Source organism: Streptomyces sp. AM25 (assembly GCF_058146165.1).
In genome coordinates, this window is the sequence record NZ_JBKIWN010000003.1 from 452,766 (window position 1) to 476,219 (window position 23,454).

Here is a 23,454-nt window from a genome sequence, read left to right on the forward strand (position 1 = left end):
GCCTCCTGGCGGCTGTCGGTGCAGCGAAAACCGCGTGCATGCCATCCGGGTCATCTCAGGGGCGCGGATGAGGAGCTGTTACGCCCGGCGGATTCTGCACGTCGCATTGCCGCAGCTATCCGCATACCTCTGTGCCGCGAGGAACAGCCGTGCTCTCTGCCGGGCCTTCTTTGTGTCCCTCGCGGTGGCTCCTGCCAGAGGCGGGCAGCTCCTGTTCAGCATGGGAAGGTGCGATGCGCATGTCAGCGAAAAGGTCGCTGAGCGGTACGTGGGACGGCTCCGTGGATGACGGGCCCTCCGCGGGACCTTGCAGGCTTTCGGCAGCGAAGGACGGGGCGTCCGGCCGGGGCAGCGCAGCGGCCGCCGGCGCGCAGGGAAGGGGCCCGGGCCCCTTGCCGACTGGTCCGAGGAGGTCGCCGACGGGCCGGTGCTCTTGCGGGACAGGGGTACGGTCCTCGGGCTCGCTCGTTCTCCTTCGCTCCGTGCCGTCCTCGTCGGCCGGCCGGTCCGCGCGTGGCCGGCCGGCACGCCCGCACAGAGCTTCGACCGCTTGCACGAAGCGGTCCGTGGCCGTGGGGTGTTCGGGCCCCAGGAGGTACGTGCGCAGCGCTGCCTGATGGTGCTGCAGGGTGTGCCGGTCGCGGTCGTACAGCAGCCGGACCAGGCTTGCGCATCCCTGGCCTCGGGGCCCCAGGACGTAGCCCGCGCGCGCGGCGGTGTTCTCTTCCCGGAAGGTTTCGGTGCTGGATCCTGTCGAGTTGACGATGGCGTACGGCTTGTGGGTGGCGATGTACTCGGATACGACGCTGGAGATGTCGGCTATCAGGAGGTCGGTCTCGGCGAAGGTGGCGTAGAGCGAGGCGTCCGCGGGCTCGACGATCCGGTGTTCCCACCAGGGACTGTGGTTCCAGTAGGCCGCTTCGGCACGGGCGTTGCGTTCCCGGCTTGCGTGCAGTGCTGCCGGGTCCGCGGTGGCGAGTCGTGCGGCGGCTGCCAGTTCGTCTCCTTGCCCGGTCAGCTGCTCCCGCATGGTTGCGGCCTCGTGCTGGAGCCGGCGCAGGGCCACCTCGTGCTCCGGTCGGCGGTGGTCTTGGGCTGTTGCGCCGTAGCGGGGGTCTTTGGCGCGTTTGCGGTTGGCTTTTTCGATCATGTCGGCGATGCGCTGGTGGGTCCGGCGGGCGCGGGGGTCGCGGCGCCCGGTGTAGGGGTGGGGGCGGTAAATCAGCCGTACGGGCGAGGAGCCGTACAGCAGCTGTCTGACGATGCGTTCGCCGGCTTCCAGCAGGGAGGTTGCGCCCGGGGTGTCGGCCCAGCCTTCCCAGGTCGGCGCGTACAGGACCGTGGGGATGTGCTGCCCGGTCAGCGAGAAGTGCGGGGCACTCCGGCCGGTGTGGGCGGTGAGGGTGTCCAGTTGCGGGCGTCCGACGTGGACGATGTTGGTGTCGGGGATGCCCAGCCCGGCGCGGCTGAGCCGTTCTTGGTGTCCGTGGCCGGCCACCCATATTTCGTTGTACATCCGGATCACCGGGTTGGTGCTGGGTGTCTTGTCGCTGTCTCCGTGGCCGATGAACACGTGCGGGAAGGCGGAGCGCCGGTGGAAGTGGATGTTGCGGCCGACGTTGGTGGGGTACAGGGCTGCCTTGACGGAGTCGGGCAGGGTGAGGTTGATGAGGGTGTCGTTGTCCGGAACGCACAGGAGGGGGGTGGTGGTGGGGTCGAGGAGCGGGATGAGGTGGCGTTCGCGGATGAGGATGAGCGGGCGTGCCTGGAGGTGTTCCAGGACCGGCAGCCACATGTTGGCCTGGTAGGCCGTGGAGCGGTCTCCGCTGAAGTAGAGGATGATTTCCGGGGCGTAGGTGTGGAGCCATTGCTCGGTTTCGCGGATGACCTGCTGCGGCCGGGGCAGACGGAGCGCGCGGAGCAGGGCCGGCAGCAGGAGCAGGGATGCGGTCAGGGACCATGCCAGTGCGGCGATGGTGCCGAGCGCCGCGGTCCACGCGTTGCCGGTTGCCGGCCATGCGGCGTATCCGGCCAGGACAAGGAGCAGTTGGTGCAGGAGGCGCCGGCCTTCGTTCTTGGTCAGCCGGGAGGGCGGGGGCGCCAGGCGCAGGGTCTGGTCGTAGCAGGGCAGTTGGATGCGGCGGGTGACGACGGGGGCCTGGCGCAGCCGGGTGATGGCCTGGACCTGTCCTGAGTACAGCGGCTGTCCCATGATCCAGGCGAGCATGCAGGCCAGGGTGACCCGTGCCGGGGTGCTGTGCAGGCCGAGCTGTGCCACCAGGGGGATGCACAGGCACATGCCGATGGTGCTGATCCGCAGCGGGAGGGTGAGCCGCAGGCGTGCCAGTTTCTTCAGCAGGGGCTTCTCGTGCCGGTGTAGGTAGTAGTCGCTGAGGTACAGCAGGACGCCGCACAGCGTGGCCTGCCAGGGTGCGGCTGTCAGGCTGAACCAGGTCAGTGCGGCGAACTGGGGCAGCATCAGCCAGGCGATGGCCAGTCCGCGGAGCCGGCGGGCGAAGGCCGTGCGCTTGATGCGGACTGCGCGGGAGCGCGGCAGTGCTATGCGGGCCCAGGTCCGGCGTCTGGCGCGGCGCAGGCCCGTGAGGAGGTGGATGTCGGTGCGTGCGGTGGTCATGTCATGCTGCTGGTGTTCAGGCGGCCGGCGACGTTCCAGCCGGCCAGGCGCATTCGGATTCTGGGTTCCCAGGTGCCCTTGTCCAGGGACTTCTCGCCCACGGCCAGGTCGTGGGCGATGGTGGCGGTGGCGTTCAGCCGCAGGCGGAAGCGTTCGGTGTAGGTGCCGGATGTGGGGGCGGACAGGGAGACGCGCTGGCGTTCGACGGTCATGGGCACGGTGAACTCGGCGCCCTTGCCCTGTTCCTTGAGGGTGAGTTCGAGTCCGGTCTTGCCGGTGTTCACGGCCAGGTTTCCGCCCATGCGCTCCAGGAGCTGGCGGGCGTTCTCCGACATCGGCGGCATGAGCGTGTCCTGGCCGCCGAGGTTCTGGAACACCATGGGGACTCCGGAGTCGAGCAGTTCGGCGTGGAAGTGCACGACGGTCGCCCCGTTCTCCCAGTGGACTCGGTCGATGCCGCAGGCGAGACGGATGCCGCTCTCCCAGCGGGCGAGCTCGCGCAGGTCGTCCTGAAGGTCTCCGATGATCATGGCGGTGACGAGCTGCTGGACCGGCTGGAGGCCGGTGATGACTCCCTGGCTGAACCCCGAGACGATCATTTCCCGCATCAGGGCGGTGAGTTCGCTGCGGCGGCCGGGCAGCTGGTGCAGCAGCCTGTTGCTGCGCATCCGTTCGATCATCTCGGTGCGGAGCCAGCGCCGGTGCAGCTTGTCGCGCAGAGGCCCGGGCTCGGTGTGGCGGGTGACCGTGTCGACGGCTTCGCGGATCTCCTCGAAGTACTCGGCCGGTTCCGCTGCGTCGAACCCGCGGGCGCCGCCGCCGGCGTAGTAGTAGCAGGGGTAGTCGCTGTACACGGACACGTTGGCGGCCGTGAGGTAGGACGTGACGGTGAAGCTCTGGTCGACGACCTGGGTGCGGCCCTCGGGGAAGCGGATGCCGTGCTCGTCCAGGAACTCCCGGCGGAACATCGCATGACAGCTGAGGCTGTCGATCAGCAAGTGCTCGGTGAGGTTGGCGTGGGGATGGCTCTTCCTGAAGAGCACGCGCGGAACGGAGCGCTTGATGCCGACCATCTTCCCGACGACGACATCCGCCTGGTTGTCGGCCCCGTAGGTGTACAGGCGCTCCAGTGCCTCGTCGCCCAGCCAGTCGTCGGTGTCGAGGAACAGGACGAACTCCCCACGCGCCGCATCGATACCGGCATTGCGCGCACGGGCCTGGCTCGCCGGAGACTCCAGCGGAACCACCCTGGTATGGGGATACTCCTGGGCATACTGGAGCAGGCGCTCACGGGTGCCGTCCGTGGAACCGTGGTCCACCATGACGATCTCGAAGTCCGAGGCGGACATGGACTGCCGGCCCAGCGACTGCAGGGTGGTACCCAGCCCGCTGCCGGGATTGAACGTCGTGATGACGACGCTGACGTTGTACACGGTGGCTCATTTCTTGGGGGTAGGCAGGAGTAAGGCGGGCCGGCTCCCGGCTTCCTGCCGGACGGCTCCTTCTGTGCGCGGTGTGGTCGGCCTCCGGGAAAGGAGGCGGTGGGGGAAGGTTTCAGGAGTCTGCCGGGACGCGGTTGACCTGAATCGCCAGCAGGTTGTTGCCCTTGGTCAGGTAGGGCTCCACACGGACTGCCGAGCTGCCCTCACCAAGGGTCGACCGTGGGTACTGGTACGCGCTCCGCAGGTACTGGTGCACATCTGCATACAGAAGACCCACGGCCGCCTCGAGGCCAGGGCCCGCCGTGATACGGACGTCGAAGACCCGTGAGGCCTGGTCATCGGGCAGGTGCCCGGCCAGCGTCCGTGCCGCGAAACCGAACCGGAAGGTGTGGGGGCCCGTGGCCTGACCGGCAAGGGATACGGACTCGTTCACCGCTCCGCGCGCCCGCAGGTGCACCAGGGGCGCCTGCGCGAGGGCGTGGCCCATGAGCAGGCAGTCCACCGTGATCACGTCGTCGCGCACCCGCAGGTCCTGGATCTCGGCATGGGCCGTGGGGGTGCGCACCCACACCCGGGCCTGGCGATCGGCGTCCATGTACGGCTTGAGCACCCTTACCCGGGCGGCAGGCTGCGCGGTGGGCGCGCCTGCCAGGAACACCCTCCGGTCGCTGCCGGCCAGTTCCAGAGGGGCCCGGGCACCGTCACCGAGGCGCTCCACCTCGATCGCCCACTGTCCGTCGGCCAGCCCGCCCTCGCCGACGGCAAGTTCGGCTTCCAGCGCGGCGGGCTCTCCCGGCCCCCCGGCCACTGTGCGCAGGGGGACGCGCACGGGCTGCTGGGACGGGCGCTCGGGCCGGAGCACCAGCTGCATCGCAGGAGACGGCCCGTGGTCTGGCGCGTGGTCTTCGGCGATGCGCACCACGGCTCTGCCATGGTCGAGGCACCGTACGTCGGCCCGGGGCCGGAACGTGCGTGCTGCGACGACCTCTTCCAGGAGCGTGGTGAAGCGCTGTGCCACCACCTGCGGGTCGAATCGCACAGAGTTCTCGATCGCTGCTGCAGCCATGCTGCGCCGCAGGGCGTCGTTGCTCATGAGCCGTCTGAGGCCGCCGGCCAGGGCGTCCACGTCGTCCATGGGGGTGAGGATGCCGTCCTCGCCGTCACGGATGATCTCGCGCGGCCCGTTGTCGCAGTCCATGCTGACGACCGGTACACCGTGGCGCATGGCTTCGATCAGCCCCAGCGGCTGCGCCTCCATCTGCGAGGTGCACGCGGCCAGGGATGCCTTGGCCCACTCGTCCGTCATCGATGCCGCGCGTCCCATGAGCAACACCCGTCCCTGGAGACCGAGTTCCTCCACCTGTGCGCGGAGAGCTGCTGCGTTCTTCCCTGATCCGTAGATGCGCAGCTGCCAGTCGGGGAAATCTGCGCTCAGCTGTACGTAGGCATCGATGAGCAGGTGATAGCGCTTGATGTCGATGAGTGCACCGGCCGCCGCAATGATCTTGCTCGTCTGGTCGGACATCGGCAGGCTCGGCGCGGCAACCCCGTTGGTGATGCTCTCGATACGGACCCCTGCGAGCGCCGGACGCTCCCGGTAGCAGGCGACGTCGCCCGAGGAGACGGGGACGATCGCATCGAGGTGCTGGTAGAACTCCTCGAACGCGTGCTGGTGACGCGAGTGCCGGTAGATCGTGTGCACGACCGCCACCTTGGCGTAGCGGTCGATTCCCAGCAGAGCCAGGTAGTTGGCCGTGGTGTACCGGTTGGCGATGACCACGTCCGCGTCGCACTGCGCCAGATACTGGGCCACTGTGCGGTCCGAGAACGCGTTCATCGTCGTGTAGCGCGGCTCCACCGGCAGGATGACGCCCGAGGGACGGCGGAACGCAGGGTCGTCGCCCGGGTGGAGGGGGGAGCCGGGGCGCAGGTCGATGAGGTCGGTGACCTTGACGGAGGGGGCCGGGGTGTAGGGCATGTGCTCCTGGTCGCGGTAGATGTTGACCAGTTCCACGTCATGGCCGCGGCTGAGCATGTCGGCCAGGGCAACGGTGGCGCGGGTGGCGCCGCCGTTTTTGCCGCGGTTGTCGATGAACACGGCGATCTTCACAGGTGTTTCCGTTCTCTTCTGCCCCGGGCACGTTGCGCCGCTGATGTCTGCTGCCGCTCGGCCGGGGGTTACTCGAGCAGCTGGATGGTCCCCTTCGGTCTCATCTCCTCGATGTGCTCGCACGGCATGCCGGCGGGCCTGCACTGCTGCCAGCCGGTGGGGGGCTGCCTCAGCCAGTTCGAGGGCGGGACGGACAGCACACGGAACGGGTGGCGGGCGGGCGCGGACTGCATGCCCGCCTGCACGGCGATGAAGTTGATCGTGTGCTCGCCGGGCCACCAGTCGTGGGGCAGGCGATAGCGCCAGGTTCCCGCGGGCGTGACCGCCGTCTCCCCCACCCAGCGCCCCTGGCTGAGGGCAACCACCTTCTCGACGCCCGGCTGCGCCGTCCCGATGAAGACAGCACGAGGACCGTTCCACGAGCCGGCTCCGGGAGCGGTGAGCACAGGCGGGGCGACCACCGAACGGGAATGGAAGACCACCTCGGCCACCGGGGTGGTAACCGAGCCGGAGACGCCTACCAGCGCCACACGGTGCTCGCCATCACGCCAGTTGGTCACAGGGCGCCACAGCCACTCGCCGCGGCTTCCCACCCCGGTGGCGCCGATGAGCCTGCCGTCCTCGAACACCAGCACCCGGGAGATCCCAGCGGGCGCGCTGCCCGCGAAACGCGTGGCGGCATGCCCGCACGCCCCGTTACCAGGCGCGGTGACGGCCAGCGGCTCCTCGCCGGCAGGGAGCCGGGACCACCTGGCCTCCCACTCCGTGCGCACGGCCGTCAGATCAACTCCCGCCCGGCGCGGCGAGGGCAGATCCGCCCAGACCTTCTTCGACACCTGACGCGTGGACAGAAGGCCGGCCCGCTGCAACTCCCGCACAGCGCACTGCCCGATGGCACGGGCCCCGGCCCGGTTGAAGTGCAGAGTGTCGATGATCCCCCCAGGACGCTGGGGGTGCTCCCCGGCATCGACCCAGCGGAAGTAGCCACGTGCCTGCTCCGGACCGAGCCGCTGCAGCAACAGCCCGGACACCGTCTGCAGGTCCAGCAAAGGCACACCACGCTCGACAGCAAGGTCCCGCATCACATCCGAATAGTCACCAGATGGCCGTTTCAGCACACCGTCCGGGGAAAAAATGTGGCGCGCCGGCTGCGTAACAAGAACCGCCCGCGCGCCGCGTTCCCGAATCACATCCACGTAAAGGTTCAGGTAAGCCTTGAACTCCTCCGGCGTGTGATAGAGATCAGGCCTCACCATAGCCTGGTCGATGACACCGAAGGCAATCAGGAAGAGATCACCTGAGCCCAGCTCGTTCATCAGCAGCGGCATGCGATTCTCGAAGAACCAGCGCGTACCCGCACCATCATGTGCTCGATTTACGACCTCGATACGCGAATCGAGAAAATCGCCAAGATGCTGACCCCACCCGGACAGGAGGTGATTGTCATCCTTCCGGGTCTGGGCGACCGAATCACCGGCGACATAAATACGCCTGACCTTCACTGCACTACCTCTGCCAATCCATCTGCTACGCGAGACGCGCCTCGAGCTCATAAATCGGGCCGAGCAGATCTCACCTGTTTACGCAATACCATTATTACGGGTCTCCCCCTGTAGGCGGATCTCCAAAGGTAAATAGCTCACCGCAAGGGAAGACCCCACAGGACGAGGACAGGAAGAACGCCATCCCGCCGTGCCGGCCAACTGGCGCGGCCATCTCCCGATGACCGAGAGATCCATGCCATCGCCCACGTACCTCATCGCCTGCCGACGTGGTGTCCATCCACGCGCTTGGGGCCGCTGGACCTCTGAGGGGAAACCGCGGCTCTTCTCGGTCGGGGCACGCTTGGGGTCCAGCTTTTCAACGTCCCTGCGGTGCACAGCAGATGACGTTGAGCCGGCCCTTATTTTCCTTCGCGGGCCGGCTCAACGCCTAGTGATTTTTCAGAACTTACGCGAGGCCTTGCTTTGTGCCATCGGATTAGCGGCTGGGCTTCGCCGCCGTTCACCTTTGTCGATGCCGGCAGTCAGTTCAGGCTGCCCGGAACGGGTGGTGCCGTGTGGTGGTTAGGGCTTGGCGGTCTCGAGGCTGACGGCGGTGGGCTTGGAGAAGGGGTTGCCCTCAGTGTTGCCGTTGGAGTTCCAGTACTTGAGCTGATTGTTCTTGGTGTCGACGGCGAGGAGGTCGTCCTTGCCGTCGCCGTCGAGGTCGCCGGCGGTGGTGTGGGTGAAGCCGGCCCACTTGGTGAGGGTGACGGGCTTGGCGAAGGGGTTGCCCTCGGTGTTGCCGTCGGACTTCCAGAACTTGAGGACGTTGTTCTTGTCGGTGGCGATGAGGTCGGCGATGCCGTCGCCGTCGACGTCGCTGGCGGTGGTCTGGGTGAGGCCGGCCCACTTGGAGAGCGCGCGCGGCTTGGCGAAGGGGTTGTCCTTGTCGCCGGTGCCCTTCCACATGTTCAGCTTGCCGGTCTTGGTGTCGAGGGCGATGAGGTCGGCGATGCCGTCCTTGTCGACGTCACCGGAGGTGGTCTGCTCCTTGCCGGCCCACTGGGCGAGCCGGGTCTCCTCGCCGAAGGTGCCGTCTCCGTTGCCCTTCCACATCTTCAGGTTGCCCTTGCCGTCGACGGCGGCCAGGTCGATGTTGCCGTCGCCGTCGAAGTCGGCAGCGGTGGTCTGGGTGTACTTCCAGGAGTCGAAGACCTTCACACCGGGGGCGAAGGTGTTGTTGCCCTTGTTCCTGAACCAGTACAGGCCCGAGGATTCCCCCGTCTTCCCCAGGATGTCCCCCTTCCCGTCCCCGTCCACATCCGCGAGCACCAGCTCGGACAGATCCGACGCCTTCACCGGCGCACCCGGCTGCGGGTTCACCGCCGAGTCCTCATACCGGAACAACGACCCGTTCGTGAAGTAGATCTTCCCCTCCGGACTGGTCGTCATCTGTCCGACCGGCATGCCAAGACCACCGACATCAGTCGACTTCAGGGTCTTCAGATCCATCCGCTTCAGACCCTTATCAGTCATCCCGATAAGATTGCCCACACCGTCAAAACCCATACCGTACGGGAAGGACGTGTCTGCGCCGGCCGGAGCTACCGGCTCACCCTTCGCGATATCATAAACGCTGAAGTAATTATTGTAATGACTTATGTAAACCTTGCCATCCTTAAAGGCAAAACTTTGAGTCAGTCTACCGCCAGCACCGCCTGGCGTCATCTGGGTAGCATTCGCCGGATCCTTAGGGTCAACCACAAGGTCGAAGTAGCTGGTGTACTGGCCACTGTTGTAACGTCCGTGGGCGTGTACGTAGAGCTTGCCTTTGTGGGCGCTAAACTTATAGAGATTCACCAAGGAAAGGTTACTTCCCTTGTCCCTGACATCGCTGAGGTTCCACAGGTGTTCTGCGGTGGCTTCGCCGCTGGAGACGTGCGGGGTGACCTTGTACATGGCGTTGCTGGCGAAAACGTACAGCTGGCCGTCCTCGTCAAGGGCAAGCTGAGTGGCCCCGGCGAACGAGGTGCGGAGTTCGGTGACCTTCTCGGTCTTGATGTCGGTGTGCTTGAGCTTGCCGGCGTCGATGCTGTAGGCGTTGCCCTTGTCGTCGACGGCAAGGGAGTCCTTACCGGCGCCCTTGGCGATCTCAGTGTAGGAGAGGGAATCGGGGCTTACCGTGTTCGCCTCACCGGCGGCCGCAGCCTCCTTCCCTCCGTCACCAGGAGCGGGGGCGGCGAACGCCTGGGCGGCGGTACCGCCGGCGATCGCAGCGACGAGCAGCGCACCGGCGCCCGCACGCGACCAGGCCCGATGGCGCCCCGCTCGCGGAGCCCGCTCCGGAATATGCACAGTGTTCACAGCAGTCCTGCCTTCATCGACATGATGGATTCGGTCACCGCCCGGCCTGACACCCAGACCCGGCAGCACTCAAAACCTCTCACCCGCCGTAGCCGCCACCGCGCGTCAAAAGAAGAGCCCTCACCACTGAAGTAACACACCCATATTGCGGGCACCGTTAACTTGCGCCGGGCCGCTTCGTACGGCAGGCTCCCCTCGTCGATGAGGGCTTTGAGCTGCGTGTTCGGTGTGCGCTTGGTTATGACCCGGCCCCGGTATACGCGATATACGGCTCCCCCGCGCCCACACGGTACCCGGCAACTCCCCTGCAGAGTTCACTGTTTGACGAGCCCGGAAGCGCGGCCCCTCCCGGGCCGCGGAGGGCGGCAAGACCCGTTGCCGCGTGTCCGATTCGAGGCACCGGGACGGCGATGTGGCGAAGGAGGAAGAGATGGAGACCACCGAGTCGGCGGCGTACGCCGCGCCGGTCGTGCTGGATGCGGGCGACGTCGTGGAGGTGACGCTGGGCAACCAAAACTTCGACACGGCCGACGACTTCTCTGTCAAGTCCTACGTGTTGAAGTTGGATGCGGCAGCAAGGACACACCCTCCACCTCGTGCAGAGTCCACACAGCTCCACACTTCAGCCCGTCCCCTTGGGGGGACGGGCTGAAGTGTTCTCGGGCTCGCACTCCTCAGAATTCTGGGTGAGTTCCCGGCCTCGCCGGGAACTCGATCGTGCGTGGGGCTTACTGGGTCACGTGTCTTCTTGGATTTTGAGGAGTTCGTGGAATAGCCCTTGATGTGTGAGTTCGTCGTACGTACCCATCTGCTCGATGCGGCCCTGGTGGAGCACAACGATGCGGTCGGCGAGGCGGGTGTTGGCCAGGCGGTGGGTGATGAATACGGTCGCCCGGCCTTCGGCGAGCGCCCTGAGCCGGGTGTAAATGCGGTGCTCGGCGCGGGCGTCGAGCGCGGCGGTCGGTTCGTCCATCACGAGCACGGGGGCATCGCGGTGGAAGGCGCGAGCGACGGCAACACGCTGCCACTGCCCTCCGGAGAGGTCGTGTCCTCCCCACCAGGAGCGGGCCAGGGAGGTGTCCAGTCCGTTCGGCAGTGCGGCGATGACGGTGTCGGCGCCGGCCGCCTCGGCGGCTGCGTGCACGGCCGTGTCGCCTTCGGGGCGGGGCTGGCCGAGGGTGATGTTCTCCCGGGCGGCCAGCGGCCAGCGGGTGTAGTCCTGCGGGACGAGCGCCACCTTCGACAGCGCCTCGGCCGCGTCGGCGTCCGCCAGGTCCACGCCGTCCCACTGCACCGAGCCGCTCGTGGGCAGGAACAGGCCGGTCAGCAGCCGGGCGAGGGTGCTCTTGCCGGCGCCGTTCTCGCCGACCAGCGCGATGACCTCGCCGCGCTTGAGGTCCAGGTTGATGCCGTCGAGCGCGGGGGTGTCGGCGCCGGGATAGATGAAGGAGACGTCCGTGGCGGTGATCACCTGCGGCCCGTCCTCGGCGACCTGAGCCGAGCCGCGGCGGCTGGTCCACGGCTTGGCCACGGCCAAGAACCGGGCCCAGTCGTCCAGAGACAGGGAGGTGCGGAACAGCCGGGCCCCTGCCCGGACCGTCGTCGCGAGCGCGGCGCCGGAGGTCCGTACGGCCAGGGCGGCGGTCCCCGCCGCGGCCAGTTCCATGCGGCCGGTGGCCACGAGCAGGACGAGTACCCCCCAGGTCGCGGCAGTGCCGATGGCCGTGAGCGCGTCGCCGATGCCTTGGACTACCAGGGCCTGCCTCGTCGCACGGAGTTGTGCGGCCTCCAGGCGGCCGGAGACGATGCGGTACTGGCGAATGAGGAACCCGGCCATGGTGCCAGCCCGGACCTCATCGGCGGTGTTCCGCTCGGTGGTGTAGGAGCGGAAGACGTTGCGCAGGCGCGAATCGGCGAGGTTTCGGTGGTGAGCGGCGTGCTCGATTCGCGCTCCGCGCACGGCGCCCCAGGCACAGGGGATGATCGAGGCGACGAGCAGGGGCAGCATCACCGGGTGCAGCACGGTGACGACCGTCGCCGCGGCGGCCAGCTGGGCCGCGGCCGAGGTCAGCAGCTGGGCGTCGAGGATGAGGTCGCCGGTCTTCTCCGCCCCGTCGGCGGCAGCGGCGTGCGCATCCTCGAAGTCCGGGTACTCGTACGCGACGAGCTCGGCGGCCGTCGCAGCGGTGATGACCTCCAGGTCGGCCTCGCGGATGGCCTTCGGCGCAAGGCGCGCGGCGGACGCGCGGGCGGCGGCATCGAGCAGGTAGCGGCCGGCGGCGGCGAGGGCGAGCACGACCACGGCGGTCAGGTTCTCGCGCAGGCCGGTGGCGATGTCGGGGCCGGTGAAGATGGCGGCCAGCACGCGGGTGGTGGCAGCGAGCGCGGTCGCGGTGAGCGCGGCGGCGCCGATCTGGCAGGTAAGCAGGGCCAGGACGGCGCGGCGGTCGGTGCGCCAGCCGAGCCGGGCGGCCTGGCCCAGGGTGTGCGGGAGTCGGCGGGCCATGGCCCACGTGGACAGGCTGACGCTCGCTTCGAAGTGCCGGTCGGACGCCAGGCGCATGATCGGCGGCTGCCCCGTCGTGGTGGCGGGAGGGGAGGATACGGAAGAGCTCACGCGTCCCATGAGGGAGCCGAACCAGGGGGCTGGGCAACGGGATTGTTCCCGCAGGCCCGGGATCGCCCCTGGTCACCCCGTCCGCACCTGCCAGCAGTGCCGCCAGCATTTCATCCGAACGAGTGATGCCGTGGTGCAGGGCCGGGGAGGCTCGCGCTGGCCCTGCACCACGGCGGCACGGGAGTTGTTACGGCACGGCCAGGACCGGCATCCAGGGGCGGTCGACGGCGTCGGCGATGTCGCGGCCGACCGCGCCTTCGGGGACCTCGGCCCAGGCGTGTGCGGCGTGGGGCATGAAGCGGGCGCCGTGCACCCAGCGGGCCTGGCGGCCGGTGAGGGCGGTCGCGATGACGGTGGCGAGGCTCAGCTCCGCACACGCGATCCGGCCCGGCCACCATGAGGGAACCACCGACAGCACCGCCGTATACAGGGCCTCCAGCCGGGCGAGGCGCGCGTACGGCAGGCGGCGCAGCAGTCGCACGGCGGCGAGCTTCCAGCGCAGCGGCAGCGGGCTCGCGGCTAGGGAGCAGGCAAGGGCGACTGCGGCCGCCAGGCGGTCGCGCCGCGGTGCGGTGGGCCGGGCGGCGGGGACCATGACCGTCATCGACGCCACCCCCTTCGCCGCACTCGCCGGGGCCGGTTGGTGTCGAGGAGCACGCCTGAGGCCACCAGTTCGTCGATGACTGCGGCGATCTGGCCGCTGACCTGCTGCAGGTCCTGGCCGGTGGGGATGGCGACCTCCTCGGCGAGACCGGTGGTGCCGCCGCGGACGGTGATGGCGTGCCAGATCCGGGAGGCGTCCTTATCGAGCATCAGCCACGTCTCCCGCTTCACGTCGATCACTGCCGTGCCGTCCGGGCCCGTGGCGTGGTGGATGTGGCCGGCGGGGGTCAGCATGCCGCCTCCAGCACGGTCGTCTGGCCACTGAGCCACCAGCACGTGACGATGAGTTGGTGCAGATCGGCGATCACCGTGGCGCTCTGGCCCTGGGCCGCCTGAGCGAGGGCGGCACGAACGGCCGCGGGGTCGATCAGCCCGCCGGCCGCGAGGGGGCTGGAAGCGATCAGCTCGTCGAGCCGGTCCCGGTGCCGGGCGAGTCCGGCGATGCGCTGGGCGGTGAACGACCCTTTCGAGCGCCGGGAGGTCAGCCAGTCCGGAAGCTGCGGCAGGGCGGCCCGCAGCAGCGACTTGTAGGCCACCAGTCCGCGCCGGGCGAGGGCCGGAACGGCGAACGCGGCGCGGACGACGGTGTTGTCCAGGTAGGGATACACCGGCTTCACGCCGAGCGCGACACCGTACGGGGCCCAGCCGCGGGCCGAGGCACCCACCGACCGCAAGGCAGCCCACTGGTCGAACTCGTCGGCCAGTTCCGGTTGCTGGTCGCGGGCGGCCTGCCGCAGCAGTGCGGCGACTTGGTGGCGGCCGTAGCCGGTCAGCCAGGACGCCCCAGGCCCCAGGCGGCACCACGACCAGCCGGTCACCGCGGCCTCTGGCGTGACGGGCCCACGCTCCAGGGCCTCGGCGGCGCGTTCGAGGGAACCGGACCGGCCCAGGTCAGCGGCCTGTTTGAGGGCCTTCCAGTACGGGCCCGGGGCGGTGTTGCGCAGCCGGGCGAACGCCACGACCTGGCGGTGGGCCTCGCGCCGTCGGCCGTCCTGGAGCAGGCGGACCCAGCAGGAGCTGGAGGCGTCCAGCACGACGTCGCCACCGTGCCCGGTCAGGTGCAGCGGCATCCCTTGTACGGGGCGCAGATACGAGGCGTCCATGCCGTACATCGCCGCCTCCAGCACCGGCTCGGTCCCGGTCGGCTGTCCGGCCGGGAAGGAGAACGGCAGCTGCTCGTCGGCGCCAATGTCGACCGTGTGCCGGGTCCCGGTGTGCTCGGCGACGCGGGCGGCAAAGGCCAGGTCTTCACCGCTGGTGTAGCCGTCCGTGTACGTGACCGCGTGCACATCTCCGGCGTCGGCGGCGAGCACGACGGCCGCCGAGGAGTCCAGCCCACCAGACAGGTCCGCTCCCACCACTTCGCCCGCAGCGCGGACCCGGTGCTGGACAGCCTGCGTGAGCATTTGCCCGAACCGCTCGGCGCCTTCCCTGAGCTCGTCCAGGGGCTCGATGCCGGAGATGTCGACGAGCTGCGGCGGCGCCCCCGGCGCGAACAGCAGCCCGAATCCTCCGGTTACCAGCCGGGCCTCCTCGTACGGGCTGCGGTGCGGCCAGTGCTGCTCGCCCACCGTCAGCCGGGCCGCCAGATGCGGCAGATCCGGTACCAGCGGACGCCCCAGGAGGCGGGCCTCGGTCGCCCACGTCGTCCCTTCGCCGCCGCGCAGCGTGTAGTACACGGCCCGGAAGCCTGCCAGGTCGCCGCACACAAACCGCTGCCGCCCGTTGTCGGCGACCACCCAGTACGAGCCCGGCCATCGGGTCAGCTCGCCCCACTTGCCCGCCCGTACGGCCGCAAGCGCGGCGTGAAGCTCCTGCTCGGTCACCGGGCAGGAGCCCGTGATCGCGAGGGCAACCGGCCCCTCGGCGGCCGCCCGTACCCGTGTGCCCAGAGCCCGGCGCACGTCGCCGAGCCCGTCGATCGTCATTCCGTCCACGGCGGCCATGCCGCCGGTCATCCACTCCCGTTCCATCCGTTCGCCTCCCCTTGATCAGCCCTGTGACGCGCCCGAGGACCGGCCGTACGACGGCCGGCCCTCGGGGTGCTCGGTTGCGGTCCTGCGGGCTTGTCAGCCCTCGAAGTAGTTCGACTTGTCCGAGTCGTTGAACGTCTGGCGGCCCAGGGTGAGGGTCGCCACCGAGTGGGTGCTGATCTGCGGTGCGAAGCCGCCGGTGCTCGGCGCCGAGACGGGCTTGTCCTCGGCGGCGGGCTGGGTGGTGACGGTGGTCTGCTCGGTCATGACCGGCCTCCCTTGTCATCGGTGGGTGTGAGGTGGTGCTGCCTCTATGTCACCGCGAGACAAGATCTGTTCCCAGAGACGGAGTTGGGGACTTGCTGGGAGTGGATCTGGGAGGAAATTGGGACGTGCCTGGGACGTCAGCCCGCGCGGAGGAGGTCGAGCACGGCCCGCTGGTAGACGGCGTACACCGTGGGGAGTTCCGCGAGGTGGGCGCGCTCGTCGATGCCGTGCAGGCCCTCGTACGGCAGGCCGAAGCCGGCGGTAGCCGGGATGCCCTCACCTGCCAGGAGGTTGCCGATGTTTGATGGCCCCGCGGTCTTCGCCCGCACTGTCAGCCCTGCCTCGGCGGCGGCGCCCAGCAGGGCGGCAGCGGGCTGCTCGCCCTCGGTGAGACGGAAGGGCGGCCACGTGGCGACCGGGGTGGCCTCGGTGGGCTTCGGGGCGGGCAGCTCCGCGTCGAGTTCGGCGACGGCCTTGCGGACGAGCGTCTCGGCGTCGTGGCCGTCGAAGGTCGGGGTGGTGCGGATGTCGACGTTGAGTTCGCACCGGTCGGGGGTGACCGAGAAGCCCTGGCCACCGTGGAAGGCGGTCACTGACAACTTCGGCGGCAGCGGGAAGCCCGAGGCCCCGTCGATACGGGGCAGGTCGGCCGTTTCCAGAAGGTGTACGAGGTGCGCGGCCCGGGAGATCGCGCCAACGACGGTCTTGCTGGAGCCGGAGTGCCCGGAGGGGGCGTGGACGGCGATGGTGGCCCGCCACAGGCCCCGGCCGCCGACCACGACCTCGTCCAGGCCCGGGTAGCCGATCATCACTCCGGCCGGCCGGGCCGCCTGCGGGTCAGCGAGGTAGGCGCGGGCGCCGCCGAAGCCGCCGGTGTGCTCGTCGACGTCCAACAGCACGGCGAGCCCGCCGTGCAGGGTCTCGGCGCGGGGGGCCAGGTCGGCGGCGATGTGGCAGAACATCGCCGCGGCGAGCTTGGAGTCCGCCGAGCCGCGGCCCAGCAGCCAGCCGTCGGCGATGTCACCGCTGTCCGGCGGGAACGACCAGGCGGTCTCGTCTCCGTACGGGGCGGTGTCCACGCACGCATCCAGCGTCCACCACGGGCCGGGCCGGCCGCCGGGAATCTCCACCAGCAGCCCCACCAGTTCCCCGGCGTCGTCGTGCAGTCGACGGTGCGGCAGGCCGCGGGAGGCGAGCCAGTCCTCCAGCACGCCAAGGACGGGCCCGTAATCGTCGATCCCGCCCCTGCTCGGCCGCCGGATGAGCTCCCGGGTAAGCTCCACCACGGACGCTGTACGGGCTGCGGCCTGCGACACGTTCTCGATCACGTTTCTCCCTCGCCCCCTCAGTTGTGCCGCACCGGCAGCGCGCGGACGGCCTCGATCGTCTCCACCGGCCGCGCGGACGCGCACGCCTCCCGACCATGGTGGACCAGCCCGACGGCCGCCTCCCGGCTGAGTAAGACGCCGCAGTCGAACCCTTCCGCCCCGTGGAACGACGGCAGGGGCACGACCGCGGCGGTCTCCGAGGCCACGAAGAATCGTTCCAGCGCCTCGGCTGGTTCCACCACCCTGATATGGAGGGTCTTGACGCCGTTGCGGCGCGCGGACGGGTCGCGCAGTTCCAGCAGCCGTACCAGGTGGTCGGCGAGCGCCCGGTGTCGCGGCGGTCCGTACAGCACCCGGTAGTGGACCAGGTCCGGGTGTTGGGCTACCGCCGTCTCGATCGCCGCCAGATACACCTTCTCCCGGCTGCGGGAGCCGGTGACGACCAGGTGCTCACGCGCTCCGGCTGCAACGTCCACCATCGCCTCGACCAGGTCCGTCCAGCGGGTGAGCATCTTGACCACCACCGCGGTGCCGGAGGTCTCCAGCACGCTCGTGGCCGCCGCACCGTCCTGATGGGCGAACAACACCTCCGGCCGCTCCCGGTACAGCTGGCATAGCCCGGCTCGGTTCCGCTTACCGGTCCGGCGCCGCCCGGACTCCCACGCGCTCATCAGGCTTGCGTCCGCCGCCCCGCCGGTGATCGCGTTGAGCGCGTCGGCGGCTTCCTCCAGCGTCATGTTGCGCGCCAGCCGCGCCCGCTTGAGCGCCGACTCCCCGCTTGTCAGCCCGGCCACGGCCACCCTCCCGCCCGGTGATCCGCAGTCGGTTCAGCGCACATGAATTCCACCGCACGTCCCCCTTCATCGGCCATCCTTCGTACTCATCCCCGCATACAGCCGTGGGCATCCCACACCAGCGACCGGGGCTTGATTGCACGAAACTCCTATAGCTCGTCAAGTGGCCTGTGGGACGGGTGTGGTGTGGTGGATCACTCCGGGGAGATGGCGGTAGACCTCGCGGGCGACGAAGCGTTTCAGGCATCGCACAATGTCTTTCTTCGTCAGCCCCTGGGCGGTGCGTCGGGCGACGTATTCCCGGGTGCGCCGGTCGAAGGGCATACGGACGAGGACGATGGTGTGCAGAGCGGAGTTCGCGTGCCGGTTGCCGCCGCGGTTGAGCCGGTGGCGGTCGGTGCGTCCGGAGGACGCGGAGACGGGGGCTGCGGCGCGCAGGTGGGCGAAGGCAGCTTCGGAGGCAAGGCGGTCGGGATGGTGGCCCGCGGTCTCCAGCGGCTGGCCGGCGGTCTCGCGGCCGGCGCCGGCAGGGCCACCAGCTCTGGGGCGGCCTGGGTGACCAGGGGGCCGATCTGCGCGTCTGCTTCCTTGATCTCGTCGCCGAGCTGCTGGTAGCGGCGGGCCAGCCGCCGCAGGGCGACGTGGGTCGCGTGGGCAGGATCGGAGAAGTCACCACTGGGCCGGGAGCGGGCTGGGGTGTTGATCAGTTCCGTTGTGGACAGGCCGCGGTCCTTCTCACGCACGACGGAGGGCGCGGTGACGATGAGGGCACGGTTCTGGCTGATGGTCTGGGTGCGGGCCTTGACCGCGCTCTTGCGGGCCGTGCGCAGGACGCGGATGGCCTCGACGATCCCGTCACGGCTCTTGGGGGTGCCGGCGGTGCGGCCGGACAGGACGGCAGTCGCGGCCGCATACGCATCAACGGGGTCGGACTTGCCGTTGGCACGGCGGTCGGGGCGATCGACGTCGATGACCGTGATCTCGCTGGCGGTGAGGTGGTGGGCGCGTTCGGCTCCGTAGGCGCCTGTGCCTTCCGTCCCCACGGCCGGCAGGCCACCGTGCGAGCACATCCAACTCAGCCGGTGGCGGTGGGGGGTGGTGGCGAACTGCGCGGTCCTTCACCCCGGTTGCCTGGCTGTTGAGCATGAAGAGCAGGTGGCTGCGGGGAGCGGGCCGGTTGAGTACTGCCCTGGCACAGAGCGGAGGGTGCGCTGGGTGAGGCGTGGTGTCAGGCGGGAGCGGATGGCGCGGGCCAGCAGCATGTGGAACGGGAGGAGGGGCGTGGTCATGGAGAGGTTCTTCAGAGGTGGTGGGGGGCGGGGCGAGCCGCTGGGGCCCGGGGTGGTTGTAGGTTCCCGTCGTACTCGTCGCAGGGCACGCCGCTGGGTTGCGACGTTTCGCGGCGTGCCATCATTTCGTCGGCGCCATGTGTCTCACCGAAATGTCGAATTCCTCAGACCCAAGGGGGCCTTGGTGTGCGTCCGGCACAGCGGTGGGACACACAATCTGCGGTTTCCCGGTACGGATAACAGATCCGAGAAACCGTTGGGGCGAACGACAGATGTGAGGGGAACCTACAGTGGGGTTGTAGGTTCTCGTTTGATCTGTCGGCTACCGACGGGCCGACCTGGGCTTTCGCCCTGGTGCCTCAGCGACTTGTCGGCGGTTTCGTCTCGTCGATCTGTCGAATTCCTCAGATATATCGGGCATCTTGCCAGCCCGGACAGATTGGTGAGACGCTTGACCTGCGACGTCTCCGGTGTCCGACATTTCAGCGGCAGAACGCTGAGACAACGACATTTCTGATGAGAACCTACAGGGGTCAGGCCACGCGGCGGATGTCCCAGGGGAACTGTCCCCAGTAGTCGCCGAGTTCGGTGATTTCGACGGTCTTTCCGGGGCGGGGGGCGTGGACCATCTTGTCGTCGCCGAGGTAGATGCCGACGTGTCCCCAGTTTCCGTCGTTGTCGAAGACGATGAGGTCGCCGGGCTGCATGTCCTTGCGCTCTACGGGCTGTCCGGCGTGGCGCTGTTCCTGTGTGGTGCGCGGGAGGGTGACTGTTCCGTTCGTGGCGTGGTGGACGGCGTAGGTGGTCAGGCCTGAGCAGTCGAAGCCGCCCTGGGTGGGGCCGTCGGTGTTTCCGCCGCCCCAGACGTAGGGGAGGCCGATCTGGGCGAGGGCCGCGTCAGCGATCGCGCTGGTGTGCAGGCCGTCGAGCTCCGGGGCGGGGCCGTCCTGGGTCAGGCCGGCCTTGACGGAACATATCGGCCATGCGCCCGGTCCCTGGGAGGCCAGCACGTTTTCAGCGATGGTGATCTGCTGTTCCTTGGTGGCGAGGTCGGCCCGGGCTGCGTACTGGCTGCCTCCGGACTCCTCCCAGGTGCTCTGGGAGAACTGCAGGCCGCCGAAGAAGCCGTTGCCGGTGTTGATCTGCCAGTTGCCGCTGCTCTCGCAGCCGGCGACCTTGTCCCAGGTGGAGACGGTCGCCGCCTGTGCGGATCCGGTGCCGCAGTAGCCGATGAGGGATGCTGCGGCGGACAGCACGAGGGCGGGCATCACGTACAGTCGAAGGCGGTTGGGCTTGGGGGACGAGGGCACGAGGGCCTCCTTCTTGGGGACGGTGCTTTCGCACGGGCTGGTAGCAGAACCCAGTGCTGCGTGTTCTGCGGGGTACTGTCTGGCGTCCGGGAACCCCGGTTCGGAGTTCGCCGGCTGTTGTTCACCGCGCGGAACGGCTCTGGGACTGGTGCGGCCGTTGTTCAACGGCCCGACGCTGCCGGGCTGAACTGGCCACACGTGCGTGGCGATCAAGGACTATTCGGTTGCCCTTGGTCATGTGGCCGTCGGAGCAGGCCCGGCGCGTCACGGCCGCTGCACTGCGGCATATCCGAGTCTGCGGATGCGCGAGTTGCGCGAGAGGCTGCAAAGGTTGACCTTGGCGTGCCTTAGGCGAAGGGCTTTGGTGAGAGTGGGGGCGCCTTTCGGCCTGCCCGTGCCGGGATGACGCTGGTCCGCGTCCCTGGACTACCGGGGCAGCGCATGTTTCCGGGCGCTCCCTCCCGCGACGGGGAGGCCGAGCCGGGTGCGCATCCGGGTTCCGGTTTCCTGTTTTGGCGGTGAGGCCGTGATCGTGTCCGCAGAGCTGGTGTGTACGCCCTCGGCGAGCGCGTGCTCAGGGCGGGCGCCGGCGGAGCACGCGGGCGAGCGATGGCTCCCGGCAGGCCAGCAGCGCTCTCACGCCGGGTGCACGGGTGCGGTCGAATTTTCTCGCTGACCTTGAACCAGCCGCCTCCAGGGCCCGGGAACTGCTGAGGCGGCGGCAAGAGATCCCGGCGGTCAACTTTCGCTGAAGTCTGCCCGGGACGGTTCTGCCTAGCGTGGGCCCGTCGCGCCCTGTTCCTGGGGCATGCGTTTGTCGGCCGCCTCGAGGGAGCCATCACCATGAAAAGTTCGGTCAGCGCAGCCGCGCGCACCCGTCGTCGGCCCCGCGCCCGGCGTGTCCTGCTGGGGGCACTGGGTCTCCTGCTGACGGGTACGGTCCTGGCCGCGGGGGCGGCGTGGTGGGCGGTTGACCACTACACCGGAAGGATCGAGCGCATACCCGGCGCGTTTCCCACCGATGCGCCGCAGCCGGCCTCGGGCAAGGGCGGGGTGACGTTCCTGTTCGCCGGGCTCGATGCGCGCTCAGATCTTCCGACCACGGGGACGGATGCGCAGGGGCCGCTGTGGAGGGAGGGGATGCAGCGCAGTGACACGATGATGCTGGTACATCTCCCCGAGGACCGCTCGGGTGCTTTTGTGGTCTCCCTGCCCCGTGACTCGTGGGTGGATGTTCCCGGGCACGGGAAGGCCAAGCTCAATGCCGCGTTCTCGTGGGGCGGCCCCCCGCTGCTGATCGACACGGTGCAGCGGCTGACCGGTGTCCGGGTGGATCATTTCGCCGTGCTGGACTGGAGCGGCTTCACGAAGCTGACCGATGCGCTGGGCGGTGCGGAGATCCCGATGGCGGACGGGAGCAAGCAGCACATGAGCGGTGAGGAGGCCCTGTCGTATGTGCGGGCAAGGAAGAACCTGCCGCGTGGCGACCTGGACCGTACACACCGTCAGCAGAACTACCTGCGCTCGGTGTTCACCAAGCTGCTCTCCAGCGGTTCCCTCACGGACCCGTTCCGGTGGAAGAAGCTGCTGGATGCGGTCACCGAGACGGTCAGCGTGGACGACCGTCTCTCCGACAGCGACATCCGCAGCCTTGCCTGGGACATGAAGGGGACCGGTGGGGCGGACATGGTGTTCATGAACGCGCCGGTGACCGGTACGGGCATGGTGGGCGGGCAGTCGGTCGTTTATCTGGACCGGGACGCCGGCCGGGGCCTGTGGGAGGCGATGACGCAGGACACCCTGGCGCAGTACGTCAGCAGCCACTCCCTCGACCGCCTGGGCGACCGTACTCCCTGACGGGTCCTGGTGCTCGTGGTCCGGGGCGGGCCGGGCGGGCTTCGGCGCCAAGGGGTGTCGGGTGCTCGGGAAGGCCGGCCTGGCCGGCTGCCAGGTGCTCGATCACGAATAGGACGGTGGGGTAGCACTCGGTAACGTGCGCTCGCGCAACGCGTGTGGAGGGCGGGCTGTCTCGTGTCGGCTCGGGTTGTGCCCGTGCGCGTGGCCGTGCCGGCCGACGGGCGCCCGCACAGTTGATTCTTCTTTCAACGTTTTCGGCCGCGGGAAAGGTCACCTTCCAGCGTCGGCGGATTGACTTATGCCGCCCCTCCCCGGCAGGGGCATCTGGCCATGATGGGGCATCGGCGCGGGAGACCCGGCGCCGCGGCCGCACGGCTGGCGGAAGCCAGCCGCTCCCGGCCCCTGTAAGGCCCGGAGACAGGCCCCTGCTGCAGTCCGCACACGGAGCCGCAGTTCCTCACCGCTCCGTCCCCGCACGAGGTGCCGTCGGCCCCCGCCGCTGGCTGCTCGCCGGTGTACCGGCGGTGCTGCTTCGCCGCCTGGTGCACCGGGGCGAAGCCCGGCCCCTCCTACACAGCTGCATGACCGTGGCCGCCTCGGCACTTGGCTGCGACGGCTTGAAGAAAGGACCAAAGCCTGATGGCGACAGATATGAACATTCACGCGAGCGTCACGGGTGCTGGCGCGGCGGGAGTTTCCCGCGGCCAGGCCGTCTACTCCTGCCTCGGCCGGCAGCCGGTGCGGCTGCAGGACGGTTCCACTGACGCCTGCCGGCGTCAGCGTCCTGGGGCGCGAGGACGGTCACATGCAGCACGGTCCGCGGATCGTCCCGCGGAGCGGATGGGCGTGGGCCGCCTGGCCGGCAAGTGCATCGGGGTGGGCGTGTTCGCGATGATTATCGTCTCGATGCTCTACCCGTTTGTCCCTAATCTCTTCGGGATCGTCCAGCACCTCGCAGGGTAGGGCGCCCGCCAGCCCGGGCGGACGGCCGCTGTGAGCATTGCAGTTGGCCGCCAGCCGTCGGTACGGCTCTCTCATCGTGTCCGTGCCGTCTCGCCGCAGCACAAGTCCTCCGTTCGCCTACCCCAACGCCCGTCTTCGCGCATCTCCTGCAGCTGTTCAGCCTGCGGGCCCGCCCGCCTTATGCGGGCGCGCGGTGCAACACCCCGCGAAGATCCGGTATTTCCCCCTCCAAGGTCATGAGCACTGCTTCCCCCTCCCCCGCCCGTCGGCGCGCTGTCAACCCCCGTCTTCTCCTCGGTCTGGGCACTCTCCCGGAATGGAACGCACAGGTGTGGGCGCTCATGGAATTGACCCGGGG

At 68.9% G+C, this 23,454-nt stretch carries 16 protein-coding genes and 2 pseudogenes; 2 read left to right on the forward strand and 16 right to left on the reverse strand.

Features of this window, described 5'->3' with window-relative positions:
- Positions 1 to 115: 115 nt before the first annotated feature.
- The 5 genes from ACLHRZ_RS06015 to ACLHRZ_RS06035 all read right to left on the reverse strand — a co-directional run bounded on the left by ACLHRZ_RS06015 (position 116) and on the right by ACLHRZ_RS06035 (position 10,035).
- Positions 116 to 2,635 (reverse strand): hypothetical protein, encoded by a 2,520-nt coding sequence (locus ACLHRZ_RS06015; protein WP_490417194.1) that lies wholly within the window; start codon positions 2,633 to 2,635, stop codon positions 116 to 118.
- A complete protein-coding gene (locus tag ACLHRZ_RS06020) occupies positions 2,632 to 4,068 on the reverse strand; it encodes a glycosyltransferase family 2 protein (RefSeq protein ID WP_490417195.1) in 1,437 nt (478 codons plus the stop codon). Before ACLHRZ_RS06020 ends, ACLHRZ_RS06015 begins: the two co-directional genes overlap by 4 nt.
- A 121-nt stretch (positions 4,069 to 4,189) precedes the next feature.
- Entirely contained in the window at positions 4,190 to 6,187 is a 1,998-nt protein-coding gene (locus ACLHRZ_RS06025) for a glycosyltransferase (protein WP_490417196.1), read from the reverse strand.
- Between the two features lie 68 nt (positions 6,188 to 6,255).
- Positions 6,256 to 7,689: a GDSL-type esterase/lipase family protein gene (locus ACLHRZ_RS06030; RefSeq protein ID WP_490417197.1), complete on the reverse strand. Its 1,434-nt coding sequence runs from the start codon at positions 7,687 to 7,689 to the stop codon at positions 6,256 to 6,258.
- A 564-nt stretch (positions 7,690 to 8,253) separates the two neighbouring features.
- Entirely contained in the window at positions 8,254 to 10,035 is a 1,782-nt protein-coding gene (locus tag ACLHRZ_RS06035; RefSeq protein ID WP_490417198.1) for an FG-GAP-like repeat-containing protein, read from the reverse strand.
- A 430-nt stretch (positions 10,036 to 10,465) separates the two neighbouring features.
- Here ACLHRZ_RS06035 and ACLHRZ_RS06040 point away from each other — a divergent pair, with 430 nt between their 5' ends.
- Positions 10,466 to 10,687, forward strand: a complete 222-nt coding sequence (locus ACLHRZ_RS06040; protein ID WP_490417199.1) for a lasso RiPP family leader peptide-containing protein — start codon at positions 10,466 to 10,468, stop codon at positions 10,685 to 10,687.
- An 84-nt stretch (positions 10,688 to 10,771) separates the two neighbouring features.
- Here the strand turns inward: ACLHRZ_RS06040 and ACLHRZ_RS06045 are convergent, their stop codons facing one another.
- From ACLHRZ_RS06045 to ACLHRZ_RS06095, 11 genes and pseudogenes are all read right to left on the reverse strand, one after another.
- Complete coding sequence (locus ACLHRZ_RS06045) at positions 10,772 to 12,661, reverse strand: ATP-binding cassette domain-containing protein (RefSeq protein WP_490417200.1); 1,890 nt, start codon at positions 12,659 to 12,661, stop codon at positions 10,772 to 10,774.
- A 178-nt stretch (positions 12,662 to 12,839) separates the two neighbouring features.
- A complete protein-coding gene (locus ACLHRZ_RS06050; protein ID WP_490417201.1) occupies positions 12,840 to 13,256 on the reverse strand; it encodes a lasso peptide biosynthesis B2 protein in 417 nt (138 codons plus the stop codon).
- A complete protein-coding gene (locus tag ACLHRZ_RS06055) occupies positions 13,253 to 13,549 on the reverse strand; it encodes a hypothetical protein (RefSeq protein WP_490417202.1) in 297 nt (98 codons plus the stop codon). The genes ACLHRZ_RS06050 and ACLHRZ_RS06055 overlap by 4 nt, the downstream gene beginning before the upstream one ends.
- Positions 13,543 to 15,288: an asparagine synthase-related protein gene (locus tag ACLHRZ_RS06060; RefSeq protein WP_490417203.1), complete on the reverse strand. Its 1,746-nt coding sequence runs from the start codon at positions 15,286 to 15,288 to the stop codon at positions 13,543 to 13,545. Before ACLHRZ_RS06060 ends, ACLHRZ_RS06055 begins: the two co-directional genes overlap by 7 nt.
- Before the next feature lie 96 nt (positions 15,289 to 15,384).
- A complete protein-coding gene (locus tag ACLHRZ_RS06065) occupies positions 15,385 to 15,555 on the reverse strand; it encodes a hypothetical protein (protein ID WP_490417204.1) in 171 nt (56 codons plus the stop codon).
- A gap of 137 nt (positions 15,556 to 15,692) precedes the next feature.
- Positions 15,693 to 16,883 (reverse strand): M20 family metallopeptidase, encoded by a 1,191-nt coding sequence (locus ACLHRZ_RS06070; protein ID WP_490417205.1) that lies wholly within the window; start codon positions 16,881 to 16,883, stop codon positions 15,693 to 15,695.
- 17 nt (positions 16,884 to 16,900) lie between these two features.
- Positions 16,901 to 17,677 (reverse strand): XRE family transcriptional regulator, encoded by a 777-nt coding sequence (locus ACLHRZ_RS06075; RefSeq protein WP_490417206.1) that lies wholly within the window; start codon positions 17,675 to 17,677, stop codon positions 16,901 to 16,903.
- A gap of 159 nt (positions 17,678 to 17,836) precedes the next feature.
- Positions 17,837 to 18,172: a transposase gene (locus ACLHRZ_RS06080; protein WP_490417224.1), complete on the reverse strand. Its 336-nt coding sequence runs from the start codon at positions 18,170 to 18,172 to the stop codon at positions 17,837 to 17,839.
- Positions 18,173 to 18,501: 329 nt separating this feature from the next.
- Positions 18,502 to 18,747, reverse strand: a pseudogene (locus tag ACLHRZ_RS06085) (IS110 family transposase); the annotation flags it as partial.
- A gap of 752 nt (positions 18,748 to 19,499) precedes the next feature.
- Positions 19,500 to 19,886: a C40 family peptidase gene (locus ACLHRZ_RS06090; protein ID WP_490417225.1), complete on the reverse strand. Its 387-nt coding sequence runs from the start codon at positions 19,884 to 19,886 to the stop codon at positions 19,500 to 19,502.
- A gap of 6 nt (positions 19,887 to 19,892) precedes the next feature.
- Positions 19,893 to 20,234, reverse strand: a pseudogene (locus ACLHRZ_RS06095) (transglycosylase family protein); the annotation flags it as partial.
- Positions 20,235 to 21,119: 885 nt separating this feature from the next.
- Here ACLHRZ_RS06095 and ACLHRZ_RS06100 point away from each other — a divergent pair.
- Positions 21,120 to 22,133 carry an LCP family protein gene (locus ACLHRZ_RS06100; protein WP_490417207.1) on the forward strand — a complete coding sequence of 338 codons (1,014 nt, stop codon included), beginning with the start codon at positions 21,120 to 21,122 and terminating at the stop codon, positions 22,131 to 22,133.
- The last annotated feature ends 1,321 nt before the right edge of the window (positions 22,134 to 23,454 follow it).

Bases quoted from the DNA above. Each gene is read 5' to 3' on its own strand.
- ACLHRZ_RS06015 (WP_490417194.1), bottom strand. From the start codon at position 2,635: ATGACCACCGCACGCACCGACATCCACCTCCTCACGGGCCTGCGCCGC.
- ACLHRZ_RS06040 (WP_490417199.1), top strand. From the start codon at position 10,466: ATGGAGACCACCGAGTCGGCGGCGTACGCCGCGCCGGTCGTGCTGGAT.
- ACLHRZ_RS06045 (WP_490417200.1), bottom strand. From the start codon at position 12,661: ATGGGACGCGTGAGCTCTTCCGTATCCTCCCCTCCCGCCACCACGACG.
- ACLHRZ_RS06050 (WP_490417201.1), bottom strand. From the start codon at position 13,256: ATGACGGTCATGGTCCCCGCCGCCCGGCCCACCGCACCGCGGCGCGAC.
- ACLHRZ_RS06055 (WP_490417202.1), bottom strand. From the start codon at position 13,549: ATGCTGACCCCCGCCGGCCACATCCACCACGCCACGGGCCCGGACGGC.
- ACLHRZ_RS06060 (WP_490417203.1), bottom strand. From the start codon at position 15,288: ATGGAACGGGAGTGGATGACCGGCGGCATGGCCGCCGTGGACGGAATG.
- ACLHRZ_RS06065 (WP_490417204.1), bottom strand. From the start codon at position 15,555: ATGACCGAGCAGACCACCGTCACCACCCAGCCCGCCGCCGAGGACAAG.
- ACLHRZ_RS06100 (WP_490417207.1), top strand. From the start codon at position 21,120: ATGAAAAGTTCGGTCAGCGCAGCCGCGCGCACCCGTCGTCGGCCCCGC.